The organism is Variovorax humicola (assembly GCF_037889915.1).
GTDB classification, from domain to species: Bacteria; Pseudomonadota; Gammaproteobacteria; order Burkholderiales; family Burkholderiaceae_C; genus Variovorax; species Variovorax humicola.
Map to the genome: position 1 here is coordinate 38,554 of NZ_JBBKZV010000018.1, position 23,959 is coordinate 62,512.

Annotated in this window: 24 protein-coding genes; 8 read left to right on the plus strand and 16 right to left on the minus strand. The window is 66.5% G+C overall.

What is annotated here, in order from left to right:
* The first annotated feature begins 144 nt into the window (after window positions 1-144).
* Window positions 145-630: a C40 family peptidase gene (locus WKW80_RS23625; protein WP_340366008.1), complete on the plus strand. Its 486-nt coding sequence runs from the start codon at window positions 145-147 to the stop codon at window positions 628-630.
* Between the two features lie 69 nt (window positions 631-699).
* On the opposite strand, the gene WKW80_RS23630 is transcribed toward WKW80_RS23625, so the two are convergent.
* Window positions 700-2,001, minus strand: a complete 1,302-nt coding sequence (locus WKW80_RS23630) for a lytic murein transglycosylase (protein ID WP_340366009.1) — start codon at window positions 1,999-2,001, stop codon at window positions 700-702.
* Window positions 2,002-2,165: 164 nt separating this feature from the next.
* Between WKW80_RS23630 and WKW80_RS23635 the strand changes: the two genes are divergently transcribed.
* Window positions 2,166-2,381 carry a hypothetical protein gene (locus WKW80_RS23635; RefSeq protein WP_340366010.1) on the plus strand — a complete coding sequence of 72 codons (216 nt, stop codon included), beginning with the start codon at window positions 2,166-2,168 and terminating at the stop codon, window positions 2,379-2,381.
* Here WKW80_RS23635 and WKW80_RS23640 read toward each other — a convergent pair whose 3' ends face one another.
* From WKW80_RS23640 to WKW80_RS23700, 13 genes are all read right to left on the minus strand, one after another.
* Window positions 2,382-3,050 (minus strand): DUF1488 family protein, encoded by a 669-nt coding sequence (locus tag WKW80_RS23640; RefSeq protein ID WP_340366011.1) that lies wholly within the window; start codon window positions 3,048-3,050, stop codon window positions 2,382-2,384.
* 102 nt (window positions 3,051-3,152) lie between these two features.
* Window positions 3,153-4,358, minus strand: coding sequence for a DUF1501 domain-containing protein (locus WKW80_RS23645; protein ID WP_340366012.1), 1,206 nt, complete (start codon window positions 4,356-4,358; stop codon window positions 3,153-3,155).
* 5 nt (window positions 4,359-4,363) lie between these two features.
* Window positions 4,364-5,806: a DUF1800 domain-containing protein gene (locus tag WKW80_RS23650; protein ID WP_340366013.1), complete on the minus strand. Its 1,443-nt coding sequence runs from the start codon at window positions 5,804-5,806 to the stop codon at window positions 4,364-4,366.
* 26 nt (window positions 5,807-5,832) lie between these two features.
* Window positions 5,833-6,363, minus strand: coding sequence for a periplasmic heavy metal sensor (locus WKW80_RS23655; RefSeq protein WP_340366014.1), 531 nt, complete (start codon window positions 6,361-6,363; stop codon window positions 5,833-5,835).
* Window positions 6,360-6,986, minus strand: a complete 627-nt coding sequence (locus WKW80_RS23660) for a hypothetical protein (protein WP_340366015.1) — start codon at window positions 6,984-6,986, stop codon at window positions 6,360-6,362. Before WKW80_RS23660 ends, WKW80_RS23655 begins: the two co-directional genes overlap by 4 nt.
* Complete coding sequence (locus WKW80_RS23665; RefSeq protein WP_340366016.1) at window positions 6,983-7,546, minus strand: RNA polymerase sigma factor; 564 nt, start codon at window positions 7,544-7,546, stop codon at window positions 6,983-6,985. The genes WKW80_RS23660 and WKW80_RS23665 overlap by 4 nt, the downstream gene beginning before the upstream one ends.
* A 33-nt stretch (window positions 7,547-7,579) precedes the next feature.
* Window positions 7,580-7,846 carry a hypothetical protein gene (locus WKW80_RS23670; protein ID WP_340366017.1) on the minus strand — a complete coding sequence of 89 codons (267 nt, stop codon included), beginning with the start codon at window positions 7,844-7,846 and terminating at the stop codon, window positions 7,580-7,582.
* A gap of 84 nt (window positions 7,847-7,930) precedes the next feature.
* Complete coding sequence (locus WKW80_RS23675; protein ID WP_340366018.1) at window positions 7,931-8,368, minus strand: CBS domain-containing protein; 438 nt, start codon at window positions 8,366-8,368, stop codon at window positions 7,931-7,933.
* A 44-nt stretch (window positions 8,369-8,412) separates the two neighbouring features.
* Window positions 8,413-9,468, minus strand: a complete 1,056-nt coding sequence (locus WKW80_RS23680) for a 2-oxoacid:ferredoxin oxidoreductase subunit beta (protein ID WP_340366019.1) — start codon at window positions 9,466-9,468, stop codon at window positions 8,413-8,415.
* A complete protein-coding gene (locus WKW80_RS23685; RefSeq protein WP_340366020.1) occupies window positions 9,465-11,324 on the minus strand; it encodes a 2-oxoacid:acceptor oxidoreductase subunit alpha in 1,860 nt (619 codons plus the stop codon). Before WKW80_RS23685 ends, WKW80_RS23680 begins: the two co-directional genes overlap by 4 nt.
* A complete protein-coding gene (locus WKW80_RS23690; RefSeq protein ID WP_340366021.1) occupies window positions 11,321-13,150 on the minus strand; it encodes an FAD-dependent oxidoreductase in 1,830 nt (609 codons plus the stop codon). Before WKW80_RS23690 ends, WKW80_RS23685 begins: the two co-directional genes overlap by 4 nt.
* A gap of 122 nt (window positions 13,151-13,272) precedes the next feature.
* Window positions 13,273-13,686, minus strand: coding sequence for an acyl-CoA thioesterase (locus WKW80_RS23695; protein ID WP_340366022.1), 414 nt, complete (start codon window positions 13,684-13,686; stop codon window positions 13,273-13,275).
* Window positions 13,683-15,020, minus strand: coding sequence for a LysR family transcriptional regulator (locus WKW80_RS23700; protein ID WP_340366023.1), 1,338 nt, complete (start codon window positions 15,018-15,020; stop codon window positions 13,683-13,685). Before WKW80_RS23700 ends, WKW80_RS23695 begins: the two co-directional genes overlap by 4 nt.
* Before the next feature lie 140 nt (window positions 15,021-15,160).
* Here WKW80_RS23700 and WKW80_RS23705 point away from each other — a divergent pair, with 140 nt between their 5' ends.
* From WKW80_RS23705 to WKW80_RS23730, 6 genes are all read left to right on the plus strand, one after another.
* Window positions 15,161-16,294: a 4-oxalomesaconate tautomerase gene (locus WKW80_RS23705; RefSeq protein ID WP_340366024.1), complete on the plus strand. Its 1,134-nt coding sequence runs from the start codon at window positions 15,161-15,163 to the stop codon at window positions 16,292-16,294.
* A complete protein-coding gene (locus WKW80_RS23710) occupies window positions 16,291-17,340 on the plus strand; it encodes an amidohydrolase family protein (protein WP_340366025.1) in 1,050 nt (349 codons plus the stop codon). Before WKW80_RS23705 ends, WKW80_RS23710 begins: the two co-directional genes overlap by 4 nt.
* Before the next feature lie 2 nt (window positions 17,341-17,342).
* Window positions 17,343-18,026: a 4-carboxy-4-hydroxy-2-oxoadipate aldolase/oxaloacetate decarboxylase gene (ligK, locus tag WKW80_RS23715; protein ID WP_340366075.1), complete on the plus strand. Its 684-nt coding sequence runs from the start codon at window positions 17,343-17,345 to the stop codon at window positions 18,024-18,026.
* A gap of 12 nt (window positions 18,027-18,038) precedes the next feature.
* A complete protein-coding gene (locus tag WKW80_RS23720) occupies window positions 18,039-18,920 on the plus strand; it encodes a gallate dioxygenase (RefSeq protein WP_340366026.1) in 882 nt (293 codons plus the stop codon).
* Window positions 18,917-19,276, plus strand: coding sequence for a protocatechuate 3,4-dioxygenase (locus WKW80_RS23725; RefSeq protein WP_340366027.1), 360 nt, complete (start codon window positions 18,917-18,919; stop codon window positions 19,274-19,276). The genes WKW80_RS23720 and WKW80_RS23725 overlap by 4 nt, the downstream gene beginning before the upstream one ends.
* Before the next feature lie 215 nt (window positions 19,277-19,491).
* The gene (locus tag WKW80_RS23730) at window positions 19,492-21,219 is read left to right on the plus strand and encodes a lipase family protein (protein ID WP_340366028.1); all 1,728 of its coding nucleotides are present in this window, start codon (window positions 19,492-19,494) and stop codon (window positions 21,217-21,219) included.
* 13 nt (window positions 21,220-21,232) lie between these two features.
* Here the strand turns inward: WKW80_RS23730 and WKW80_RS23735 are convergent, their stop codons facing one another.
* Entirely contained in the window at window positions 21,233-22,852 is a 1,620-nt protein-coding gene (locus WKW80_RS23735) for an acyl-CoA carboxylase subunit beta (RefSeq protein ID WP_340366029.1), read from the minus strand.
* 111 nt (window positions 22,853-22,963) lie between these two features.
* Complete coding sequence (locus tag WKW80_RS23740) at window positions 22,964-23,890, minus strand: LysR family transcriptional regulator (protein ID WP_340366030.1); 927 nt, start codon at window positions 23,888-23,890, stop codon at window positions 22,964-22,966.
* Window positions 23,891-23,959 lie beyond the last annotated feature (69 nt).

Sequence of the window (23,959 nt, forward strand, 5' to 3'; positions counted from 1 at the left end):
GCGCTGCCCCGGAGGCGCGCTGTGTAGGCAATTGCCGGGTGTTGGAAACCGGCAGGCGGGGTCCGCCCGGATGGGGTGGCGGGGTGAATCAAGTTAATGTGCGGCTCAACGCGGTGATGGTGTCGCACTACTTCGTACAGGTCCATGAATCGGCTCTATCGTCCCCTTCTGATGTGCGCCTTGCTGCTCGCGGCCGGCTGCGCCAATCGCCCTGCGTTGACACCGTCCTCTTCTCCTTCGGCCCCCTATTCGACGCTCTCGCCGGAGCAGGCAGAGGACATCGCCATCCATGCGCTCGGCCTGGTCGGCATCCCGTATCGCTATGGCGGGAATACGCCCGAAGGCGGATTCGATTGCAGCGGGCTCATTGGCTATGTGTACCGCTCGCGCGTGGGCGCGGCGCCGCCGCGTACGGTGGCACAGCTTGCGGGATTCGGCCAGTCCACCAGCATGAGTGACCTTCGCGCGGGCGACCTGGTGCTGTTCGGTGCCGGCAAGCCCACGCATGCAGGCATCTATGTCGGTGGAGGCCGGTTCGTGCATGCACCCTCCACGGGTGGCGACGTGCGGCTCGATCGGCTGGATGGGGCTTACTGGTCGCGCCAGCGTGTGGAGGTTCGCAGGCTGTAGTGACGGCAGCAGTTGCCGGAGCGCGTCACGATGCGGACAGGACGCTATCGGCGCATTGGCGTGATCTGCCTATCGGGGCTCTCGCAACCGCTGAAGCACCGCCGCGCTCGGAAAGCCATCCGCCGGCAAGCCGACACTGCGCTGGTAGCCGCGAAGCCCTTCGCGGGTGGCCGGCCCCATTACGCCGTCGGGCATGCCGCTGGCAAAGCCTCGCTGGTTCAAGGCCGTCTGCAGTTCGATCATCTCGCTGCGCGTGAGCGCCGCCAGATCGCGAGGCCAGGGCGCCTGCACGCCAGGACCTCCGGCCAGGCGTTGCGACAGCAGGCCGACCGCCAATGCGTAGCTGGTCGAGTTGTTGTAGCGCAGGATGACGCGGAAATTAGCACCAACGAGGAAGGCGGGTCCGCGCACACCGGCCGGCAGCAGGATCGAGGCGTCCGCGAGTTCCGGCAGCGGCTGCCCGTCGAAGGCCTGCAGGCCTTCCTGGGCCCATTGCGCGGCGGACTGCCGCACTGACGGATCGGCGCGCGCGTAGTCGAAGCCTGCGGGCAGCCGCACCTCGACGCCCCAGGGCTTGCCAGCCTGCCAGCCCGAGCGCGCCAGGAAGTTCGCGGTCGAGGCCGTCACATCGGCCATGCTGCCCCAGATGTCGCGCCGGCCGTCGCCGTCGGCGTCCACTGCATAAGCCAGGAAGTTCGACGGCATGAACTGGGTCTGGCCCATGGCACCCGCCCAGGAACCGATCATGTGGGCACTGTCGATGTCGCCCTTGTCGACGATCTTCAGTGCCGCCAGCAACTCGCGGCGTGCCCATTCCTCCCGGCGGCCATCGAAGCCGAGCGTGGCCAGCGCGTCGATGGTCGGCGTGTTGCCGTAGTTGCCGCCGTAGTTGCTCTCCATGCCCCAGATCGCGACGACGATGGCGGGCGGGACGCCGTAGCGCGCGGCGGCGGCATCGGCCTCGCGGCGAACCTCCTGCAACTTGTCCTGGCCTGTTGCGATGCGCTGGGCTGTGACCGTGTTGTCGAGATAAGCCCAGACCGTGCGAGTGAACTCGGGCTGCGCGCGGTCGAGCGCGATGACGTCCGGAAGGTATTGCGCGTTGTCCAATGCGGTGCGCAGGGTCGCCTCGCCGATGCCGCTCGCGCGCGCCGTGGCGCGAAAGTCCGCCCTCCAGCGCGCGAATCCCTGCCGCTGCGTCGCTTCATCCGCGCCGGCAAGGGCGGGCGACTGAAGCGTCGGCGCGGAACGTGTAGTCGCAGCCGGAAGGGTTGGCGGCGGCGTGGAAGCGCAACTCGACAGGACTGCGGCCGCGAGTGCCGTCACGACGAGCCGGTTGAGATGTGGCGGCGGAAAGCTGGAGGGAGGCATGCCTCGATTTTCACCTCGGGCCGCTTGGGAACTCCGCACCGCGGGTTTCGTCTGAGCCTTGACAAAGCCGTGGCTACGAAGAGACTGCAACAACGCAGCAAGTGAAACGGATTGTTTTCGGCTTGCCAGCGCTGCCGGACTGACCGGCACCAAAGGAGTGAAAAATGTTTGTACTACGCAGCGTTCTCGTCGGCAGTTTGATCGCCCTCGCCGGGTCGGCTTTCGCGGCTGAAGCGGTCACCACTACGACGCGCGAAGAGCGCATGGCTGCGGCCCAGATGGATTTCGAGTCCGGCAAGGCCGCGATGACCACGCCGCCGCCGAAGCCCAAGGCCATGCACGGCAGCTCGAAGCAACATCACGCCACGACGAAGAAATAATCACGCCTCGAAATCCGAATTGCGGATCCGGATCGGCTCGCGTCCTGACTCTTCAAAGAGCTTGTAGGCAACGACGTTGATCGAAACATAGTTCTCTTCGTAGGCTTCGACGGCCCGCGTCGGACCATCAGGACCGTAGACCAGCACGTCGAAGTGCGACAGGAGCGCGTCCGCCGAGATGAAAGCCTGGATCTCCCGCCCTCTTGCCGCAATGGTGAAGGCGACCGCGTCGCCCACCCATGAGGCGCCAGCGGGGCCGCCGATGCGCGGCCCCGCGCGCGTGATTGCTCGCAGATCCCCTGGCGCCGTGGGAGCGCCACCAGCCTGCGACTCGTCTTCATGGTGCGGCGGTGCGGGGAGTTCTTCCGCGTCGGGAAGGACCATCGGCACGTACTCCATCTCCACGTCGGAGATCTTGATGACGTCGCCCTGCGTGAGCGGCGTCACCGACACCCTTTGCCCGTTCACCATCGTGCCATTCGTGCTTTCAAGATCGCGCAGGATCGCGGCTGCGTCGCCGCGGCAGATGACCACCGCGTGATGCTTGCTCACGCCCGGGCGCTCCAGCACGAGGCTGCATTCGGGGTCGCGTCCAACCAGCGTCTCGCCTTCCAGCAGCCGCACGGTTCGAATGGTTTGACCTTCGATGGTCAGGATCAGGCTGGCCATGTATTTACCCGTAGCCTCGAGGTCAGGTGGGTGCAAGCTTTGTGCCCACAGCGAGGCGCGTGCGTAAGGATGACGCCGATCGAGTTTGTGCGCCAGTTTTTTTTAGGCGCGAAGCAGGCGCGGGAGCGCGGCCCCCTTGGCGCCGCCCGGCAAGGGAGCGGTTTGCGGGAAGAGGCTTCGCGTCAGGCGTCGGGGGTCGATGCCGAAGCACTCGCCGGCCGCCCCGGCAATGAGGGCGTCGACGCTCGTCGTGGGCTTGAGGTCGCGGTTCTCGTAGAGGTTGCCGCTGTCCAGCCCCGGCCAGTCGGCCAGCACACGGCCGCCCTGCACCGCACCGCCGAGCAGCATGGCGACGCAGCCGGTGCCGTGGTCGGTGCCGCTGGTGCCATTGGCCGCGGCGGTGCGGCCGAATTCGGTGGCCACCAGCACGACGGTGTCGGACCACGCGCCGCCCATGCCGTCCCGCAAGGCAGCGACCATGGCGTCGAGATTGCGCAATTGGGCTGCCAGCCGTGCGTTCTGCGCACTGTGGGTGTCCCAGCCGCCGGTCTCGATCATGGCAATGCGCGGACCGTCCGCACGCGCCAGGAAGCCGGCCGCGACCTTGCCGATGCTGGCACCGTCCTGCCGCGGCCGGGCGGGGCCGGCCATGCCGCCGCCCTCGCCGCCCATCGCGAAGTCGCGCGTGTCCATGGCCGAGGTCCAGAGTGCGTGCAGTTGCGCATCGTGCTGGTAGAGCTGTGCCACGCGCAGCATCAGGTCGTCGCTGGCTTGCGGCAAGGCGGATGGCGCGTACGAGGCCACTTCCGCCGGGCCGCGCAGGGCCACCGGCACGGTCGGCGAGAAAGCGATCGCCTCCTTGCTGGCACGCGGCAGCAGGCCGACGAGGCGATTGAGCCATCCGTCCTTGAGTTGGTATGGCGCCGCGCCGCCGGTTTCCAGCACGTTCTGGCCGTCGAAGTGCGAACGGTCGCGATATGGCGAGGCCACGGCGTGCACGAACAGGGCCTCCTTGGCGGCGTAGAGCTTCGCGGTTTCGGCCAGCGCGGGATGCAGCGCGAAGCTGCCGTCCAGGTGGCTGGCGGTTGCGGGGTCCAAGGCCAGTGCGCCGCGCAACCGCGCGTAGCCGGGGTCGGCATAGGGCAAAAGCGTTTCGAGTCCGTCGGCCGCGCCTCGCTGGATCACGAAGACGAAGCGTCGCTGGGTGGCGGCCTCGGCGAGTGCAAGGCGCGGCGCGACCAGCGTCAATGCAGCGCTGCCGACCGCTATTCGCAGGAAATCACGGCGAGGGTATCGACAATCGGTCATGAAATCTATCTCCGAAGAAATTCGGGGGACACGAGCAGCAGCGCCAGGCCGGTGCTTGCGCTCTCGGCGCGTGCGATGGCGGTGGCCGTGGAGTCGCTCAGCGCATCCCCCGGCAGCAGGCGCGGCGCGAGCGCGCGAGGGTCGACGCTGTTTCCAGCCAGCGATGCAAAGCGCTGCGCCTGTTCGACACGACGCACCAGCGCGTCCGGCGCGGCCCAACTGGCGGCGATGTCGTCGTAGCCTGCGGGTGAACCGGGTCGCCATACCGGCTGGCCCAACTGGTTGAGCAATTGCGCGCCCTGGGCGGCCTTCAGTTCGTGTCGGCCCAGTGCGCGCAGGGACGACACCGTCCAGTCCCATGGCGTCTTGAACTTGCCTTGCCCAGCGATCCAGCTTTCGGGTGACTCGATGAGCGCGCGGTAGACGGTCGGCAGATCGCCGCCGCTGCGCAGGAATGCCGCCGCGAGCCGATCGACAAGCGCGGGCGGCGGATCATCCGCGACGAAATGGCGCGCCAGCTTGGTGGCGACATGCCGTGCCGTTGCAGGCGAGCCCGCGAGGTCGCGCAGGATCGCAAGCCCTTGCGCCTCGCCGCCATCGGGGTAGGTGCGGCCGAGCAAGGTGCGTGGGCCGGGCTCGTGCAGCGCGGGGCGGAACTGGAAGCCGCCGGGCTGCGGATCGCCCATGGCCATGGGCTGGTCGCCTTGTCCAGCTTGCCCAGCTTGTCCACCTTGCCCGCCTTGCCCGCCTTGCCCGCCACCCACCTGCCCTGCCAGGCTCCAGCCGGTGAGCGCCCTGGCGAACTCGGTCACCTCGGCTTGCGTATAGCCGCTGCGCACGCCGAGCGTGTGCAGTTCCAGGATCTCGCGTGCCAGGTTTTCATTCAGGCCGCGGGGGCGCTGCGGGTTGCGTTCGGCCACCCGACGCGCGGCCACGCTGTCAGGCCCGACCGATTGCGCCTGGTCGAGGTAGACCAGCATGGCCGGATGCCGCACCGCGGCCCTCAGCAGTTCGTCGAAGCGGCCCAGCACATGGGGGCGGATCGCCTCGGCCTCGTACGCGCCGGCCATGTTGAGCACGAGGGGTTTCTCGATCGAGATCGCGAAGTGGTTGGCCCAGAAATGGACCAGGCGTTCGACGAAGGGTGCGGGCGTATCGAGCGCGCTTGCCAGCCGCGCGTTGACGGCAGCGAGGTAATCGTCGCGCGCGCTGCGACGCAATGACTGGCGTGCGGCCTTTTCGGCATCGGAGGCGTTGCGCACGTCGCGCAGCGCTGCCTGGTAGCCCGCCAGCAGCGTATCGGTGGGCTGCTGGCCCGACCAGGCCGCCGGCTGCGGCTGGTAGCGCCCGAACTGTTCGAGCAGCCATCGGCGCGGGTCGGCGGGCGGCGGCTCGTCGGGGCGGGCACCAAGTCCGAATCGATTGAGGGCGATTGCGCTGGGGGTCATGGGTGAAGCTCCGTGCTCAAGTCAAGTCAAGGCCTGGCCGGCGAGGGCGGTACGCGAAACGATCCCTGCTGGGCCGCGAGCCCTTGCACCAGCGTGGCACGGTCCGCGGGCGGCAGCGCCGCGGCGAAGGAGACGACATGCCCTTCGACCCGCTCGCGCAGCGCGATATCGGCGGCCCGGGTGCGAGCCAGCGTTGTGTCGATGGCACTCCGGTCGAACGTGGGCGCCGCCAGCAGGCGAGCCACTTCGATGCGGCCGTCGCGACTGGCGCGGATCAGGTCCACGGATTCACGCCGGACATCGCGCAGGCCGACGCGAAAGGCCTGCGCCTGCCTTGGCGACAGGCCATCGGCGGCGAAGCGCAGGCCGCGCTGCGGTGCCGTCGCGGCGGACTCGCCCCCCGATGTCTGCGCGACCGGAGCCACGTGTTCGGCATGCGCCTCGGTGGTCCACCAGCGCCACGCGCCACCCGCAATGCCGCCCACGAGGAACACGTTCAGCAGCATGGACAGCAGCATCCAGGTCCGCAGGCGGGCTCGGTTGTCGTTGGCGCTCATTCCTCGCTCCATTCGGCCGCACTGCTGCCGTCGAAAACGGTGGTTGCCCAGGTTCCACCTGCGCCGGTGGACCGGGGCGCCGGAGCCACGGTCGACAGTGCCGTAGCGACCGCCATCGCACCGACGACGGTTCCAGCCAGGCCGACGCCGGCCACGCCTGCGCCGGGCCACCACCAGTGGCGGGGAAGTTGCCAGCCGCTGCGCTGGCCCTCCGGGCGTCCGCGCTGATCTCGCTGATCTCGCTGATCTCGCTGATCTCGCTGATCTCGCTGATTGCGCTGATTGCGCTGATTGCGCTGATTGCGCTGATCGCGCTGTTCGCTTTGATCGAGCCGATCCCGCTGATCCCGCTGATCCCGCTGATCCCGCTGATCCCGCTGATCCCGCTGATCGCCGGGAGCGCCGGGAGCGCCGGCCAGCACGGCGCGCTGCAGGCGCGCATCGGGCGGCGCGACGGCGTGCAGATCGAGCATGGCATCGAGGTCGGCGGCACGGGCCAGGACGGCCTGCAGGCCAGCATCGTGCGCCAGCAGCGCCTGTGCGGCGGCCTGCTCGGATTCGGGCCAGCGACGCAGGTCGGCGCCCCAGGCATCGGCGAGTTGTACGAGGCGTTCAGGTGTCATGGCGGTGGCCCCTCGTCCAGCAACTGCGTGCGCAGGCCCTGCCGCGCCCGGCGCAGCAGGCTTTCCAGAGCATCGACGGAAATGCCCATGAGCGCGGCCGCATCGGCTTGCGGCAGCTCCTGGTAGTACTGCAGCACGAGCGCCTCCCGCTGCCGTGCGGGCAGGCGCGCCAGCGCCGCTGCGACGCGCTCGCTGCGCTGGTCGTTGCCGACGTGCTGCTCGGGCGTCGGGGAGGCGTCGGGCATGTCGGGGACATCGTCCACGGCCTGTTCATGCGCGGCGCGTGTGCTGCGCAACCGGTCGTAGCAAAGATTAAGCACCACGCGGTGAAGCCAGGTGTCGAAGCGGGCCTGGCCTCGCCGCCACTTCGGCGCCTGATTCCATACGCGCAGGAAGGCTTCCTGTGCAACGTCCTCGGCCTCGGCGCGCTGGCCGAGCATCCGTTGCGCCAGCGCCAGCAGGCGCGGCAGCTTGCGGGCCACCAGCTCATGCGCGGCCCGCGGCTCGTCGCGGGCGAGGCGCGCCAGCAGATCGTCGTCGGGTTCATCGAGGTCAGCCAATGGACATGTCGCAAGGGGCCGCCGCGCCGCACGTCAGTACCAGCCGCGCTGCCAGCCATGGACGGGATGGCGCCAGCCCCAGCCGTAGCGCGGGTGGTACTGCCACACATAGCCCGGGCCCGGCATCGCATAGGTGGGCGCGAGGTAGGCGACGCCGGCGGGCGCGACATAGACCGCCGGGGGCGCGACCGGCACCGGTGCGACATACGCGGCGCGGGGCGGGACCGGCGCGACGACGCAGCCGGACAGGATGGCTGTGGCCGCGGCCATGGCGGCGGCGACGGGCAGGCAGGTTTTCATCGGGAACTCCGTGGGGACGCCGAAGCGTCGACAGAGCTTGAACGGGCCGGCCCTGCGAATCCGTCGCCCTGCCCAACAAATTTCTTAACCCAGCGCGTCGTTCACCTGCTCATGGAATTCGGTCTGGCTCAGCGCCGTGCCGATCTCCCGCGGCAGCGCGTCGCGCACCGAGAACACGCCGAGGATCTTCTTGCCCGAGACCAGCGGCAGGTGGCGAAAACCCCGTTCGAGCATCAGCACCACGGCGTCGGACACCAGCGTTTCCGGCGGCACGCAGATCGGGTTGGGCGTCATGACATCGCGCGCCGAGGTGCGCTCGGTGTCGAGTCCCTTCGCCAGCACGCGCGTCATCAGGTCGCGCTCGGTCAGGATGCCCAGCAGCAGGTCGGGTGGTTCCATGATCAGCACGCTGCCGCAATTGGCGCGCGTCATGACGCATGCCGCATCGCGCACGCTGGCCTGTGGGCCGATGCTGACCACGTGCTTACGCGAGATGGACTGGAATACGGTACGTTCGGCCATGTTGCGCCCTCCTCGGCAATTTCTACGTTGCAGCCGACTTTCTGTCAACGCAAGGAGGTATTGAGGCGCTCCAGTGCCCGCGCACCGGGGCAGAGTTCCGCCGCGCCCAGCGCGTTGAGCGGCCGGTCGCTGGTGTTGAGTGCGGTGTGCAGGTCGGTCGCCAGCGGGTCGACGTAGAGAAGGCCCGTCACCACCTCGCCCATCTGCTGGTGCTCTTGCATGTAGGCCATGGCGGCATAGCGGTCGCCGGGGTCATAGCCCGGATGCAGGCTGCGCAGGCGCAGCAGCGTGCCGTCGTGCTGGCGCACGTCCATCACCTCGCCCGGTCCCATGTTCACGGTGATTTCGTCGCGGCTGCTGATGAAGTCGATGCGGCTGACCGCCTCGTTGTGTTCGCGCACATAGTCGTAGCTCTTGGTGCTGCCGGGGTGGTTGTTGAAGGCGACGCAGGGGCTGATGACGTCGATGAAGGCGGCGCCGCCGTGGGTGATGGCACCCTTGATCAGTGGCACAAGTTGCGCTTTGTTGCCTGAGAACCCGCGCCCGACGTAGGTGGCGCCCAACTGCAGCGCCATCGCGACCAGGTCCACCGGGCTGTCGGAATTGATGACGCCCTTCTTGCTTTTCGAACCCTGGTCCGCCGTGGCGGAGAACTGGCCCTTGGTGAGGCCGTAGACGCCATTGTTTTCCACGATGTAGGCCATGTTCACGCCGCGCCGCATCGCATGAGCGAACTGGCCGAGCCCGATGGAGGCCGAATCGCCGTCGCCGGAAACGCCGAGATACAGCAGGTCGCGGTTGGCCAGGTTTGCGCCGGTCAGCACGCTGGGCATGCGGCCATGCACCGTGTTGAAGCCATGCGATGCGCCGAGGAAATAGTCCGGGGTCTTGGAACTGCAGCCGATGCCCGAGAGCTTGGCGACGTGATGCGGTTCGATGTCCAGTTCCCAGCAGGCCTCGATGATGGCGGCCGAGATCGAGTCGTGGCCGCAACCGGCGCACAGCGTGGAGATCTTGCCCTCGTAGTCGCGCCGCGTATAGCCGACCTTGTTGGTGGCCAGCGTCGGATGGCGCAGCCGGGGCTTGGCGATGTAGGTCATGCGGCTTCCTTCGAATCGAGGGCGTGCGCATGCACATGCGCGCTGATGGCCTGGACGATGAAGCGCGCCGTGATGGGCGTGCCGTCGAAATGCAGGACCTTGACGAGCCTGGCCGGATCGATTTCGAGCTCGTTGACGAGCAGGCTGCGCATCTGGGCGTCGCGGTTCTGCTCGACAACGTACACGCACGAATGTTGTGCGAGGAACGCCGACACGCTGTCCGCGAACGGAAAGGCGCGCAGCCGCATCGCGTCGAGGTGGATGCCGCTTTCCTCGAGTTCCTCCAGCGCCTCGTGCATCGCCGGACTGGTCGAGCCGAAATAGATCACGCCGAGCTCGGTCTCTTGCGCGGCCGCACGGCTCACCGGCTGCGGCACCATGGTCGCGGCGGTCGCGAACTTCTTCAGCAGGCGCTCCACGTTGTAGATGTAGTCGGGTCCTCGCTCCGAATAGCGGGCGTAGGCATCGCGCGTGGTGCCGCGGGTGAAATAGCTGCCCTTCGTAGGATGCGTGCCGGGCAGCGTGCGCCACGGAATGCCGTCGCCATCGACATCGTTGTAGCGCCCGAAATCCTTGCCCGCCTCCAGCTCCTCCGCGGTCATGACCTTGCCGCGGTCGTAGGCACGGCTGTCGTCCCATTCGAAGGGTTTGCACAGGCGCTGGTTCATGCCGATGTCCAGGTCGGTCATCAGGAACACCGGCGTCTGCAGGCGGTCGGCCAGGTCCAGCGCCGCCGCCGCATGCTCGAAGCACTCGTGCGGATCTTCCGGGAACAGCAGCACGTGCTTGGTGTCGCCATGCGAGGCATAGGCGCAGGAGAGGATGTCGGCTTGTTGCGTGCGCGTCGGCATGCCGGTGGAAGGGCCACCGCGCTGCACATTGATGAGGGTGACGGGGATCTCCGCAAAGTAGGCCAGCCCGATGAACTCGGTCATCAGCGAAACACCGGGCCCTGAGGTGGCCGTGAAGGCCCGCGCGCCATTCCACCCTGCCCCGACCACCATGCCGATCGAGGCGATCTCGTCTTCCGCCTGCACGATGGCGAAGCGGTGCTGGCCGGTGGCAGGGTCCACGCGGAATTTGGCGCAGTACTTCTGGAAGGCCTCCGCCACCGACGACGACGGCGTGATCGGGTACCAGGCCGCCACGGTGGCACCGCCATATACGCAGCCCAACGCAGCGGCGCTGTTGCCGTCCACGAAGATCTGGTTGCCGACGCGGTCGGCGCGGCGTACCTTGAGGCCCACGGGCTTGTCGCGCAGGTTTTCCCTTGCGAAGTCGCAACCGAGGTTCAGGGCCTGCACGTTGGAGGCGAGCAGCTTTTCCTTGCCCTTGTATTGCTCGCCGAACAGCTTCTCGACCACTTCGGGCTCGATGCCCAGCAGGATGGCCAGCGCGCCCACGTAGACGATGTTCTTGAAGAGCTGGCGCTGGCGCGGATCGTTGTAGACCGCGTTGCAGATCTCGGTCAGCGGCATGCCGATCACGTGGATGTCGTCGCGGAACTTCGAGGGCGGCAGCGCACGCGTGCTGTCGTAGAACAGGTAGCCGCCGGGTTCGAGTTCGGCCACGTCGGCGTCCCAGGTCTGCGGATTCATCGCGACCATCATGTCGGTGCCACCGCGCCGGCCCAGGTGCCCCTTTTCGGTCACGCGCACCTCGTACCAGGTTGGCAAGCCCTGGATGTTGCTGGGAAAGATGTTGCGCGGACTGACCGGCACACCCATGCGCAGGATGGCCTTGGCAAACAGTTCGTTGGCCGAGGCCGAGCCCGAGCCATTGACGTTGGCGAACTTGATGACGAAATCGTTGACGGCTTCGATGTGGGGAAGCGGCAAATGCATGCGGACGTTCATGCTGGCACTCCTTGCGGCACAGGCTTCGCGTCGCGGCACGCCGGGCCGGCCGGGGTCATTTTCAGGAGGAACTTCTGCATGTCCCAGGCGCCTGTCGGACAACGCTCGGCGCAGAGCCCGCAGTGCAGGCAGACATCCTCGTCCTTGACCATCACCCTGCCCGTCTTGAGCCCGCCCGAGACATACAAGTCTTGCGCCAGATTCAGGGCGGGCGCCTTCAGCCGGGGCCGTACGTCCGCTTCGTCGCCATTGGTGGTGAACGTGATGCAGTCCATCGGGCAAATGTCCACGCAGGCATCGCACTCGATGCAGGCAGTCTCGGTGAACACGGTCTGCACATCGCAGTTGAGGCAGCGCTCGGCCTCCTTGAACGCGGTGGCCTCATCGAAGCCGAGTTCCACTTCCACGCGGATGCTGGCCAGCGCCTTCTCGGCCTTGGCCCACGGCACCTTGTAGCGCAGGTCGTTGGAGGTGTCGTTGTCGTAGCTCCACTCGTGGATACCCATCTTCTGCGACACCAGGTTGGTCATCGGCGGCGGCCGCACGTAGATTGCCTCGGCGTGCAGCAGCCTGTCGATGGACACGGCGGCCTCATGACCGTGCGCCACCGCCGTGATGATGTTCTTGGGGCCGAAAGCCGCATCGCCGCCGAAGAACACATTGGCCACCGAAGACTGGAAGGTGTCCTTGTCGAGCGTGGGCAAGCCCCACTTGTCGAAGTCGATGCCGCAGTCGCGCTCGATCCAGGGGAAAGCGTTTTCCTGCCCCACTGCCACCAGCACCTCGTCGCATTCGAAGAAGGCATCCGGCGCGCCGGTGGGCACCAGCTTGCGGTTGCCCTTGTCGTCGTACTGCGCATGGACGATCTCGAAGCGCATCCCGACCAGCTTGCCGCTCTCGTGGACGAAGGCCTTCGGTACGTGGAAGTTGATGATGGGAATGCCTTCGTGCTGGGCGTCTTCCTTCTCCCACGGCGAGGCCTTCATCTCCTCGAAGCCGCTGCGCACGATGACCTTCACGTCGGTGCCGCCCAGGCGGCGGGCCGAACGGCAGCAGTCCATGGCCGTGTTGCCGCCGCCCAGCACGATCACGCGCTGGCCGATGCGCGTGACATGGCCGAAGGAGACCGAGTTCAGCCAGTCGATGCCGATGTGAATGCCGGCGGCTGCCTCCTGCCGGCCGGGCAGGTCCAGGTTGCGCCCGCGCGGTGCGCCGCAGCCGACGAAGATCGCGTCCCAGCCTTGCGCCATCAGCGCTTTCATCGACTCGATGCGCTCGCTGCTGCGGAAATGCACGCCCAGGTCCAGGATGTAGCCCGTCTCCTCGTCGATGACCGATTCCGGCAGCCGGAACCGTGGAATCTGCGTGCGGATGAAGCCGCCGGCCTTGGCGTCGCTGTCGAACACCGTCACGTCATAGCCCAGCGGCGCCAGGTCGCGTGCGACGGTCAGCGAGGCCGGCCCGGCGCCGACGCAGGCGATGCGCCTGCCGTTCTTCGGCGCCAGCTTCGGCATGCGCGAACGCACGTCCTCCTTCATGTCGGCGGCCACGCGCTTGAGCCGGCAGATGGCCACGGGCTCGGGGTCTTTCGCGTTGCTTTCCTCGACGCGGCCGCGGCGGCATGCCGGCTCGCAAGGCCGGTCGCAGGTGCGCCCGAGGATGCCGGGAAAGACGTTGGAGACCCAGTTGATCATGTAGGCGTCGCCGTAACGGCGCTGGGCGATCAGCCGGATGTATTCCGGGACGGGCGTGTGGGCCGGACACGCATACTGGCAATCGACAACCTTGTGGAAATAGGTCGGATTGGCGATGTTGGTTCGCTGCAAAGACGTCTCCTGTCTTCCGCCCGCGGCCTCTGTGGGGATTGGCGCGGGTCTGCCGCCAGTATGCGCCGTGGCGGTCAGCGTAAAGCCTTGGTGGATTCCCTCAGCGATTCAGTTCCCGAGAATCATGCGCAAGCGTCGAGGATGAATCCGGGGACTGGAATGGCCTTCAATCGCCCGCCTTCCTGCTTGACGCAAAGTGCGCGCGTTTCGCGGCCTTCGCAGATCAGCGTGTCGCCGCGCATCACGCGATGGTGCTGGATGAAGACCTTGCCGCGCCATTCCTCGACCTGGGTCGAGATATCGAGTTGCTCGCCGTAGGTTGCCGACGCGACGAAGCGCGTGTGAATCTCCAGCAACGGGCAGCCAATGCAGCCGGGGAGTTCGGTCATCGAATGCCAGGGCGGCAGTCCGCACTGGATGAAATAGTTGTGCGACGCCGCATCCGTCCAGCGGGAGAAATTCGGGAAGAACACGATCCCCGCGGGATCGCAATCGCCGAACTGCACGCCGACGCGATGGATGATTGTTTTGCTCATGGATGTCTGCTCCTGTTGCTGTGACTGGGGATTGTTCCAGCGCGCGGCCGATGCGCGGACTCGTTGAGCGCCACCACCTCCCTGATCTCCGCAATCAAGGCCCGCGCCCCCGGCGAGGCCAGCGCCCCCGCACGCTGCGTGATGCCGATTTTTCGTTGCGTCTTCTCGAGCGGAAGGTTCAGCACGACGAGCGAGCCGCCCTCGATCTCGTAGTGCAGTTGATGCGCCGATATGGCAGTCAGCATGTCGCTCTGCAACAGCAAGCCGCGCAGGATGGCGAGGTCGCCCGTCTCCACTGTCGGCGCAGGCGACGGCTGCACGGCATCGCGGAAGAATTGCTCCAGCAGGTCACGCGAGGGCGAACCGGGCCTCGAAAGTACCCACTGGGAATTTCGCAGGTCGTCGAAGCCGATTTCCCGCAAGCCGGCAAGCGGATGGCCAAGTCGCGCAATCAACGAGATGCAGTCGTCGAACAGCACTTCCTGCGTAAGGTCTGGTGCACTCTCCGGGGGCCGCAATGCGCCGAGGATGAAGTCCACGTCGCCGCTTCGCAGTTGGGCCGCCAGCGCCTCATACGGGCTTTCGACCGTGCTCACGTGCAGCCTCGGGTGCTGCCTGACCAGCGCGGCAATGGCCGACGGCAGTATCAGGGTCCGGCCCAGAGGCAATGCGCCGACCACCACGCTGCCCTGCACCACCCCGCCGATCGCTGCAATGTCGGAATCGATGCTGCGCAGTTCCGCCAGGACGCGTTTGAACCGGAACGCGAGCGCGAGGCCGGCACGCGTCGGCGTCACGCCGCGCGCCGAGCGCACGAAGAGTTCACGGCCGCAACGGGCCTCGAGTTCGCTGACCAGGGTGCTGACGGCCGGTTGGGTGACGCCGAATGCGCGTGCCGCGGCCGGCATGTTTTGCATCTCCGACAAGCCGGCCACGATGGCCAACCGGCGCCCGTTGAACATCGATGCCATCAAGGTCCGGGCATCGAGCCGCGCCGCATTGGCACCGCGTGGCACAGGCTCCGCGGGAGCGAGTTCAACGCAGGCGGCGGCGAATTCATCCTCGACGCGCTTCGCCCTGGCCTGGACGGCCTCGCCGAACGCGTTCAGCAACATGCCCCGTGCCTTGCGCTCGAACAGCGGCGTCCCGAGGCTTTCTTCCAGCTCGGCCACCGCGCGCGTGATGGCGGACGCCACCCGGAACAGGCTTTCCGCCGCACGCGTCACGCTGCCATGGGCCGCGACCGCGGCAAACGCCTGCAAGTGGCGCAGGTTGATGCGCGCCGCCGCGGCATCTACCGTCGGCTGGTTGTCGATAAGTTTTCTTGGCGGCATCGGAGTTTGCTTTTTACGCCAGCCTCAAAGGAAAGCTTGGTCGTTCCCATCTCGGGTAAACCCTACTCGATCAATAAGTCAGAACGCAGAATAAGCAGAACTGACGCCGAGCGGTGCGCGAATTGCAGACACTTTGCGTCATGCCTCCCTCAACCGACTCCACCCTTCACGGCGTCCCCTGCGTGTTGATGCGCGGGGGCACATCCAAGGCCGCGTTCTTCCTGGCGGACGACCTGCCTGCCGGCGCCATCGAACGAGATCGTGTGCTGCTCGCGGCCATGGGCTTTCCGGACGCGAAGCAGATCGACGGCATCGGCGGCGGCAACCCCCTGACCACGAAGATCGCGATCGTCTCCCGCTCCAGCGACGCGCGTGCCGACGTCGATTACCTGTTCGGACAGGTCGTCGCGGCCGAGTCGCGCATCGACTACGCGCCGACCTGCGGCAACATCCTCTCGGCCGTAGGGCCGTTCGCGGTCGACCAGGGCCTGGTGAGCGCCCAGGACGGCCAGACGACGGTGCGCATCCGCATGGTCAACACGGCCTCGTATTGCGACGCCGTGCTGCAAACGCCCGGCAAGCGCATGCGCTACGACGGGAGCACGCAGATCAGCGGCGTGCCAGGAACCGCTGCGCCGATCGAGCTTCGCTTCTCGGACATTCTGGGGTCGAGCTGCGGCGCGCTTCTGCCGACTGGCCATGCCTGCGATTCGATCGATGGCGTAGCTGTCACCTGCATCGACAACGGCATGCCCGTCGTGCTGATGCGGGCCGCCGACCTCGATTGCACCGGCTATGAATCGCCCGCCGAACTGGACGCCAATGCGACGCTCAAGGCCCGTATCGAATCGATCCGGCTGAAGGCGGGCGCATTGATGGGGCTGGGCGACGTGACGAACAAGGTCGTGCCGAAGATGACGCTGGTCTCGCCCGCCCTCGATGGCGGCACGCTCAACACGCGGACCTTCATCCCGAAGCGCTGCCATGACGCGATCGGCGTGCTGTGCGCGGTGTCGGTGGCGTCCGCATGCATCTTTCCGGAGGCGGTGACGGCTGGTTTCGCCTTGAGGCCGCATGCGCCGTTGCACGACATCGCGGTGGAACACCCGACCGGCGAATTCACGGTGCGGCTCACGACCGAGCAAGCCACAGGCGTCATCACCGGCGCTGCGCTGTTGCGAACTGCGCGCGCCCTGTTCCGGGGCGAAGTGCTCGTGAACGTCGACCTTTCCCCAACCCACGACAAGACAGAAGCGACCGGAGTCCCCGCATGATCATCGACTGCCACGGCCACTACACCACGGCCCCCAAGGCGCTGGAGGACTGGCGCAATCGCCAGATCAAGGGCATCGCCGATCCGGCCGCCATGCCGAATGCCTCGGACCTGCGCATCAGCGACGACGAGTTGCGCGAATCGATCGAATCCAACCAACTGCGGCTGATGAAGGATCGCGGCCTCGATCTCACGTTGTTCTCGCCGCGCGCCAGTTTCATGGCGCATCACCTCGGCGATTTCAACGTGTCGTCGACCTGGGCGGCGATCTGCAATGAGCTGTGCTATCGCGTGTCGCAGCTCTTTCCGGACCACTTCGTGCCGGTCGCGATGCTGCCGCAGTCGCCGGGCGTCGACCCGGCCACCTGCATCCCCGAGCTGGAGAGATGCGTTCGTGAATACGGCAACGTGGGTATCAATCTCAACCCCGATCCCTCGGGCGGGCACTGGACCTCGCCGCCGCTGTCGGACAGGCACTGGTACCCGGTCTACGAAAAGATGGTCGAGCATGACATCCCCGCCATGATCCATGTGTCGACGAGCTGCAATGCCTGCTTCCACACCACGGGCGCGCACTACCTGAATGCCGACACGACTGCCTTCATGCAGTGCCTCACGTCCGACCTGTTCGAGGACTTCCCGACCCTGCGCTTCCTGATCCCGCACGGCGGCGGCGCGGTGCCCTATCACTGGGGGCGCTTTCGCGGGCTGGCGCAGGAGTTGAAGAAGCCGCTACTGCAGGACCATCTGCTGAACAACATCTTCTTCGACACCTGCGTGTACCACCAGCCGGGCATCGACCTGCTGGCCACGGTGATCCCGGTCGACAACATCCTTTTCGCCAGCGAAATGATCGGCGCCGTACGCGGCATCGACCCCGAGACCGGCCACTACTTCGACGACACCAGGCGCTACATCGAAGCCGCCGCGATGCTGAACGAAACCGCCCGGTCCAAGATCTTCGAAGGCAACGCGCGCCGCGTGTTCCCGCGCCTGGATGCCTTGCTGAAGGCACGCGCCGCCGCCCCCATCACGGAGCCGTCATGAGCATGAACAACCTGGGCATCGTCAAGCGCAACATCGTGCGCGCCGATGCGGAGGCCGTCGAACACCTGGGCCGCTTCGGCTCGGCGACGGTGCATGAAGCCCTGGGCCGCGTCGGCCTCATGAAGCCCTACATGCGGCCGATCTTCGTCGGTGCGCATGCCTGTGGCACCGCCGTCACGGTCTTGCTGCAGCCCGGCGACAACTGGATGATGCATGTGGCGGCCGAGCAGCTGAAGCCCGGCGACATGGTGGTCGCTGGTTGCACCACCGACAGCACCGACGGCTTCTTCGGCGACCTGCTGGCCACGTCGTTTGCCGCCCGCGGCGCACGCGGCCTGGTCATCGACGGCGGCTGCCGCGACGTCAAGGAGTTGACGGCCATGCCCTTCCCGGTCTGGAGCCGCGCCATCAGCGCCAAGGGCACGATCAAGGCCACGCTGGGTTCCGTCAACATCCCGGTGGTTTGCGCCGGCGCGTTGGTCAACCCCGGCGACGTCGTCCTGGCCGACGACGACGGCGTGGTCGTGGTGCCCGCTGCGCTGGCCCGCCAGGTGGCCGATGCCGCGCAGGCACGCGAAGACAACGAGACGGCCAAGCGCGCCAGGCTCGCCTCCGGCGTGCTCGGGCTGGACATGTATGACATGCGCGGTCCGCTGGAAAAAGCCGGCCTGCGCTACATCGACTGAAGGAATACCAACATGGCCAGGATCATCGGATGCATCGGCACCTCGCACGTTCCCACCATCGGCGTGGCGTACGACAAGGGCAAGCAGCAAGACCCGGCGTGGAAGCCGCTCTTCGACGGCTACCTGCCCGTCGCCAGATGGCTGGAGGAACAGAAGGCCGACGTGCTCGTCATGTTCTACAACGACCACTGCACAAGCCTCTTCTTCGACCTCTATCCCACCTTCGCCATCGGCGTCGGCAAGGAATTCCAGGTGGCCGACGAAGGCGCCGGCCTGCGTGACCTGCCGTCGATCAAGGGCAACGTCGACCTGCAGGCGCACATCGCCGAGTCGCTGGTCAACGACGAATTCGACATGACCATCTTCCAGGACAAGCCGATCGACCACGGCTGTGCCTCGCCCCTGCCCCTGCTGTGGCCGCACAAGCCGGATTGGCCCGGCACGGTGGTTCCGATCGCCATCAACGTGCTGCAGTTTCCGCTGCCCACGCCGCAGCGTTGCTGGCGGTTGGGCCAGGCCGTGCGCCGCGCGATCGAGTCCTATCCCGAAGATCTGCGCGTGGTCGTCGTGGGGACCGGCGGCCTGTCGCACCAGGTCCATGGCGAGCGCACCGGCTTCAACAACGAGGAATGGGACATGCGTTTCCTCGAACTGCTGGAGCATGACCCGGAGCAGCTCACGCGCATGCGGCACGCGGACTTCGTGCGGCTCGGCGGCGCGGAGAGCGTCGAGCAGATCATGTGGCTGGCGATGCGGGGCGCCATGGGGCCGAGCGTGCGCAAGCTCCACCAGAACTACTACCTCGCCACTACCACCGCGATGACGGTCGTGCTGTTCGAGGATGGCGCAGCGACCGCGCCGAGCCCCCACGCCGATTCGGAGGTGGCCGCATGAACCCGCAACTCCAGGGCATCGAGGACATTGCCGGCACCTACATCTTCGACCTGCGCACCAGCAACCGCACGCTGAAGCTCAACCGCTTCTTCTGGCAAATGATCGGCAAGCCCTGGCGCGATCGATTCGAGGCCGATCCCGAGCAACTCATGACCGAGGCCGGCCTGAGCGAGCGCGAGAAGGAACTCGTGCGCGCAAAGGACTGGCTCGGCCTGATCCAGCATGGCGCCAACTTCTTCGTGCTCGAGAAGTTCGCGCGCGTGTCGAAGACGACCAACCTGCACGTCTACGCCGAGATGCGCGGCGAAAGCTTCGAGGATTTCCTGAAGACCCGGCGCGTGCCCGACGCGCGATAGCGGGCCGGCCCCTTGGCCCGCGCAACGGGTGTCAGCTGGATGCTCGGCATGGGCCGTTTCGGCAGCCTCTTCGGCTCTGCGGTCGGTGGTCACGCGATAACGCGGTGGAGCAACTGCCATGAGCCGTCGCAGCCATCCCTTCGGCCTACCTCGCTTTGTGGTTGGCCGATGCGCAGGCCGCTGCCGATAATCGCGCTTCCGTGAAGGAGACCAACATGCCTGATGCGCAGTTGCACATCCCCGAGCCGAACCGCTACCCCATCATCTACGTGCGTGGTTTTGCGTTCGGTGTCGACGAGCGCGACGACACGGCCGCCGACCCGTACTGCGGATTCAACGTCGGCTCGACGGTCTACCGGGCCACTGCGGACAAGGAGCGGCCGAAGTCGTACTTCTTCGAATCGCCGCTCGTGCGCCTTTCTTCCGAGTACGGCTACCACGTGCTCTACAAGGACGGCATCGAGATTCTCGATCCCGCCTACGCGAGCGGCGATGCGGGCAGGAAGCGACTGCTCGAGGGCATTCCGATGGCCTCCATCGTCATCCATCGCTTCTATGACGCGGGATCGAAGCTGCGCGGCACGGGCGAGACTTCCTCGATCGTGGACTATGCGAAGGAACTCGCCAACCTCATCGCCATGGTGCGCGAACTGGTGCGTCCGACGGCGCGCGCGGCCGCCGAGGCCGATGGCAGGCACCCGACCGACGAGCAACTCGACGCGGACTTCCGCTGCTATCTCGTCGCCCATTCGATGGGCGGACTGGTGGTGCGCACCTTGCTGCAGAACGATGCCAACGACGTGCCGGAAATCGAGATCGACGACGTCAAGCGGCGTGTGCCGAAAGTACGGCAGTGCGTCGCCAAGGTCTTCACCTACGGCACGCCGCACAACGGCATCGACCTGGCCGGCTTCAACGTGCCGAACATGCCCGGCTTCCTGAAGGACGTCGGCACCTTCAATCGCGACACGATGCGGACCTATCTCGACCAGGTAGGCATCGGCCGCAACGTGAACTACCTGCCCGCGCACGTGATGCCGCCAGCTTCGCAATGGTTCTCGATGATCGGCACCAACCGCATGGACTACGAGGTGGCCAAGGGCTTGTCGCGTACCTTCGTCGGACGCGGCAGCGACGGGCTGGTGCGCATCGACAACGCGACGCTCTGGACCCAGGTCGAAGTCGACGGCAAGCCGGCCGACATGCCGGTGGCCTGCGCCTATGCGTACCGGTCGCACTCAGGCTACTTCGGCATCGTCAACAGCGAGGAAGGATTCCAGAACCTCGTGCGTTTCCTGTTCGGCAACTTCCGGATCGACCTGTGGCTCGACATTTCCGGCGTCACGCTGCCCGTGGCCCTGCAGGCCGAAGAGGCGAAAAACCGCAGGGTCGACGCGGTGTACCAGATGGAAATGGTCGTTTCCACACACGGCAAGACCTGGTCATTGAGCCGGCGCAAGGCCGAGGAAGACTCGCCCGCCTGCAGGACCTACCAGGACCTCAAGAACAAGACTGCCGCGGTGGAATGCGTTCACCTGTCCACGGTGTTCCTGACCAAGCGGGCGCGGGTCAAGGCAGACCAGCCGGGCATCTCGTACAGCGTGACACTGGGAATCCGCGCGCCGGACTACGAGGTGGCCAAGGCGTTCTGGCCCGACGGGCACTTCGAGGGCGTCTCGCTGTTCCGGGATTCGCTCATCGTGACGCTGTTCGATCCGCAGGACCTGCAGGACCTGGACACCAACCATGCCCCGACCGAGGACTGGATGGTCCGGATGAGTTGGGCAGAGCGCGGCGACCTCGCACCGGTGAGATTCAAGCCCGACGACATCACGAAACCCATCGTCGTGAAGGTGCCCCTTGCAGCGGCTTCCCCTGACATGACCGCACGCAATGGCGCAGTTGCGGCCACGCTGAGGATGGAAGCGCGCATCTGGCAATAGGCTTGGATCGTGCTCACGGCCGCGCCACCGAGAACTGCATCTTCTGCGGCTCGCGCAGTTCCGCGTCGCGGCAGATCGACAGCACCTTGCTCAGCACCTCGCGCGTGTCGCGCGGGTCGATCACGCCGTCGTCCAGCATGCGCGCGCTGGTGGTGAACACGCTCATCTGGCTGTCGAAGTGGTCGACGATGCGTTTCTCCATCGCATCGAGCCTGGCCTGGTCGACCTCCCCTTTGCGCTTCATCGCAGCCTCGGTGACGATCACCATGGTCTTCGCGGCCTGCTCGCCGCCCATCACCGCGGTCTTCGCGTTGGGCCACGAGAAGCAGAAGCGTGGGTGAAAGCCCCGCCCGCACATGCCGTAGTTGCCTGCGCCGAATGACGCGCCGCAATAGATGGTGATCTGCGGCACCGTGGCGTTGGTCACGGCCTGGATCATCTTGGAGCCGTGCTTGATCATGCCGGCCTCCTCGAAGTCCCTGCCGACCATGAAGCCGGTCGTGTTGTTGAGATAGAGGATCGGCGTCTTCGCCTGGCAGCAGGCCTGGATGAAATGCGTGGCCTTGGTCGCGCCGGGAACGTCGATGGGCCCGTTGTTCGTCACCACGCCGAGCGGCAGGCCTTCGATCCTGACGTGGCCGACGACCGTGGCGCTGCCGTAGTTCTCACCGAACTCGAGGAACTCGGAGTCGTCGGCGATGCGCGCGATGACCTGCTTCATGTCGACCGGGCGCTTGTGGTCCATCGGCATGATGCCGAGCAGTTCCTCGGCGTCGTAGCGCGGCGGCTTGAACTGGCGCGAGGGCGGCGCCGGCACGTCGCGGTTCCAGTCGATGGTGGCGAGGATCTCCCGTGCGATGCGGATGGCGTCGCGATCGTCCTCGGCCAGGTAGTCGCCGAGGCCGGAGATCGATGTGTGCATCACCGCGCCACCCAGTTCTTCCTCGGTCGCGACTTCGCCGGTGGCCGCCTTGAGCAAGGGTGGCCCTGCCAGAAAGGCCCGCGAGCGCCCGCGCACCATCACGATGTAGTCGGACAGGCCCGTCTGGTACGCACCGCCTGCCGTCGACGACCCGTGCGTGACGGTGATCACCGGCAAGCCTGCGGCCGAGATGCGCGCGAGGTTGCGAAACAGGCTGCCGCCGGTGATGAACTCCTCGACCTTGTAGGTCATGAGGTTCGCACCGGCGCTTTCGACGAGTTGCACGAACGGCAGCTTGTTTTCGAGCGCAAGTTCCTGCACGCGCAATTGCTTGGGAATGCCCATGGGCTGCAGCGCACCGGCGTCGATGCCGGAATCGGAAGCGCTGACCATCACACGCACGCCCGAGACCCAGCCGATGCCGGAGATGACGCCTCCGCCCGGCACGCTCTTTTCAAGGTCGGCGTCGTCGAGGCCGAGGCCAGCGAGCGAACTGATTTCAAGGAACGGCGTGCCCGGATCGAGCAACAGCGACAGGCGCTCGCGCGGCAGGAGTTGTCCCCGCTTCTCGAAGCGTTCGCGCGACTTGGCCGAGGTGGCGATGCTGCGCCGCTCGTACATGCGCACGCGCTCGATCAGCGCCAGCATGCCGGCGCGGTTGGCCTCGAAGGCCTCGCTGCCGGGGGAAATGGTCGACTCGATGGTTGACATGGGGTGATGCCTTGCCGGGATGGGGCGCGATGCGGATGGCGCAGCTTAGGCAAGCAAGCGCCTGATGGCTTGTGCGTAGTGGCTGTGGCCGGCCCCGGCGCGGCCTCCAGGCTAAAGCAACTCGATACCCGGCAGGCTCTTGAAGCAGGTCTCGCGCGTGATCTGTACAAAGTCGCCCAGCCAGGCGTGATGCGACGTCGCGGCGGTACACGCCATGTGCAATTCGCCGGTGAGCCCTTTCTTGCCAACGGGTCGCGCCGTGACGTAGCCGCGATCGAGATAGCCCTGCACGGCCCACAGCGGCAGCGCCGCGACGCCGCGTCCGCTGGCCACCAGTTGCAGCATGGCGACGGTCAGTTCGGTTGTCCGGCGGTGTGCGGGTGCGACGCCTGCCGGCTCCAACACCTGGCGCACGATGTCGAGCATGTCGTCGGGCACCGGGTAGGTGATGAGCGTCTGGTCTGCGAAGTGGCGCGCCGTCAGGAACGGCTTGGCGGCGAGCGGGTGGTCGTTCGCCAGCAACGCCATGATCTCGAAGCGAAACAGCGGGTGGTAGTCGACCGTCTCGTCCGCATCCTGTTCGGAAACGATGGCGACTTCGGCGCGGTCCTGCATCACCAGCGCGATGGGGTCCGGATGAAAGCCCGAGACGATGTCGAGTTCGATCTCGGGCCAGCGCAGGCGAAACGCGTCCATGGCCGGCATCAGCCAATCGAAGCAGGTGTGGCACTCCACCACGATGCGAAGCTGCCCTGCCCGGCCTGACGACAGGCGCGCAAGGTCGCGCTCGGCCTCGCCGATCAGCGGCAAGGTGCGATCCGCGAGTTCGAGCAGCCGCAAGCCGGCCGCGCTGAACCGCGGCGGCACGGACTTGCGTTCGAACAGCGCAAGTCCGAAATGATCTTCCAGCAACTTGATCTGGTGCGACAGCGCCGACTGCGTCAGATTGAGCAGTTGGGCGGCGCGAACCAGGCTGCCGGTATCGCGCAAGGCCGCCAGCGTGCGGAAGTGGCGGATCTCGAGAAGAGAGACGGTCATGAATGATTTTCACGTTGATGCGCAAAATGTTTCGTTTGAATCATATCGCCATCCTTGGGAACATCGGGG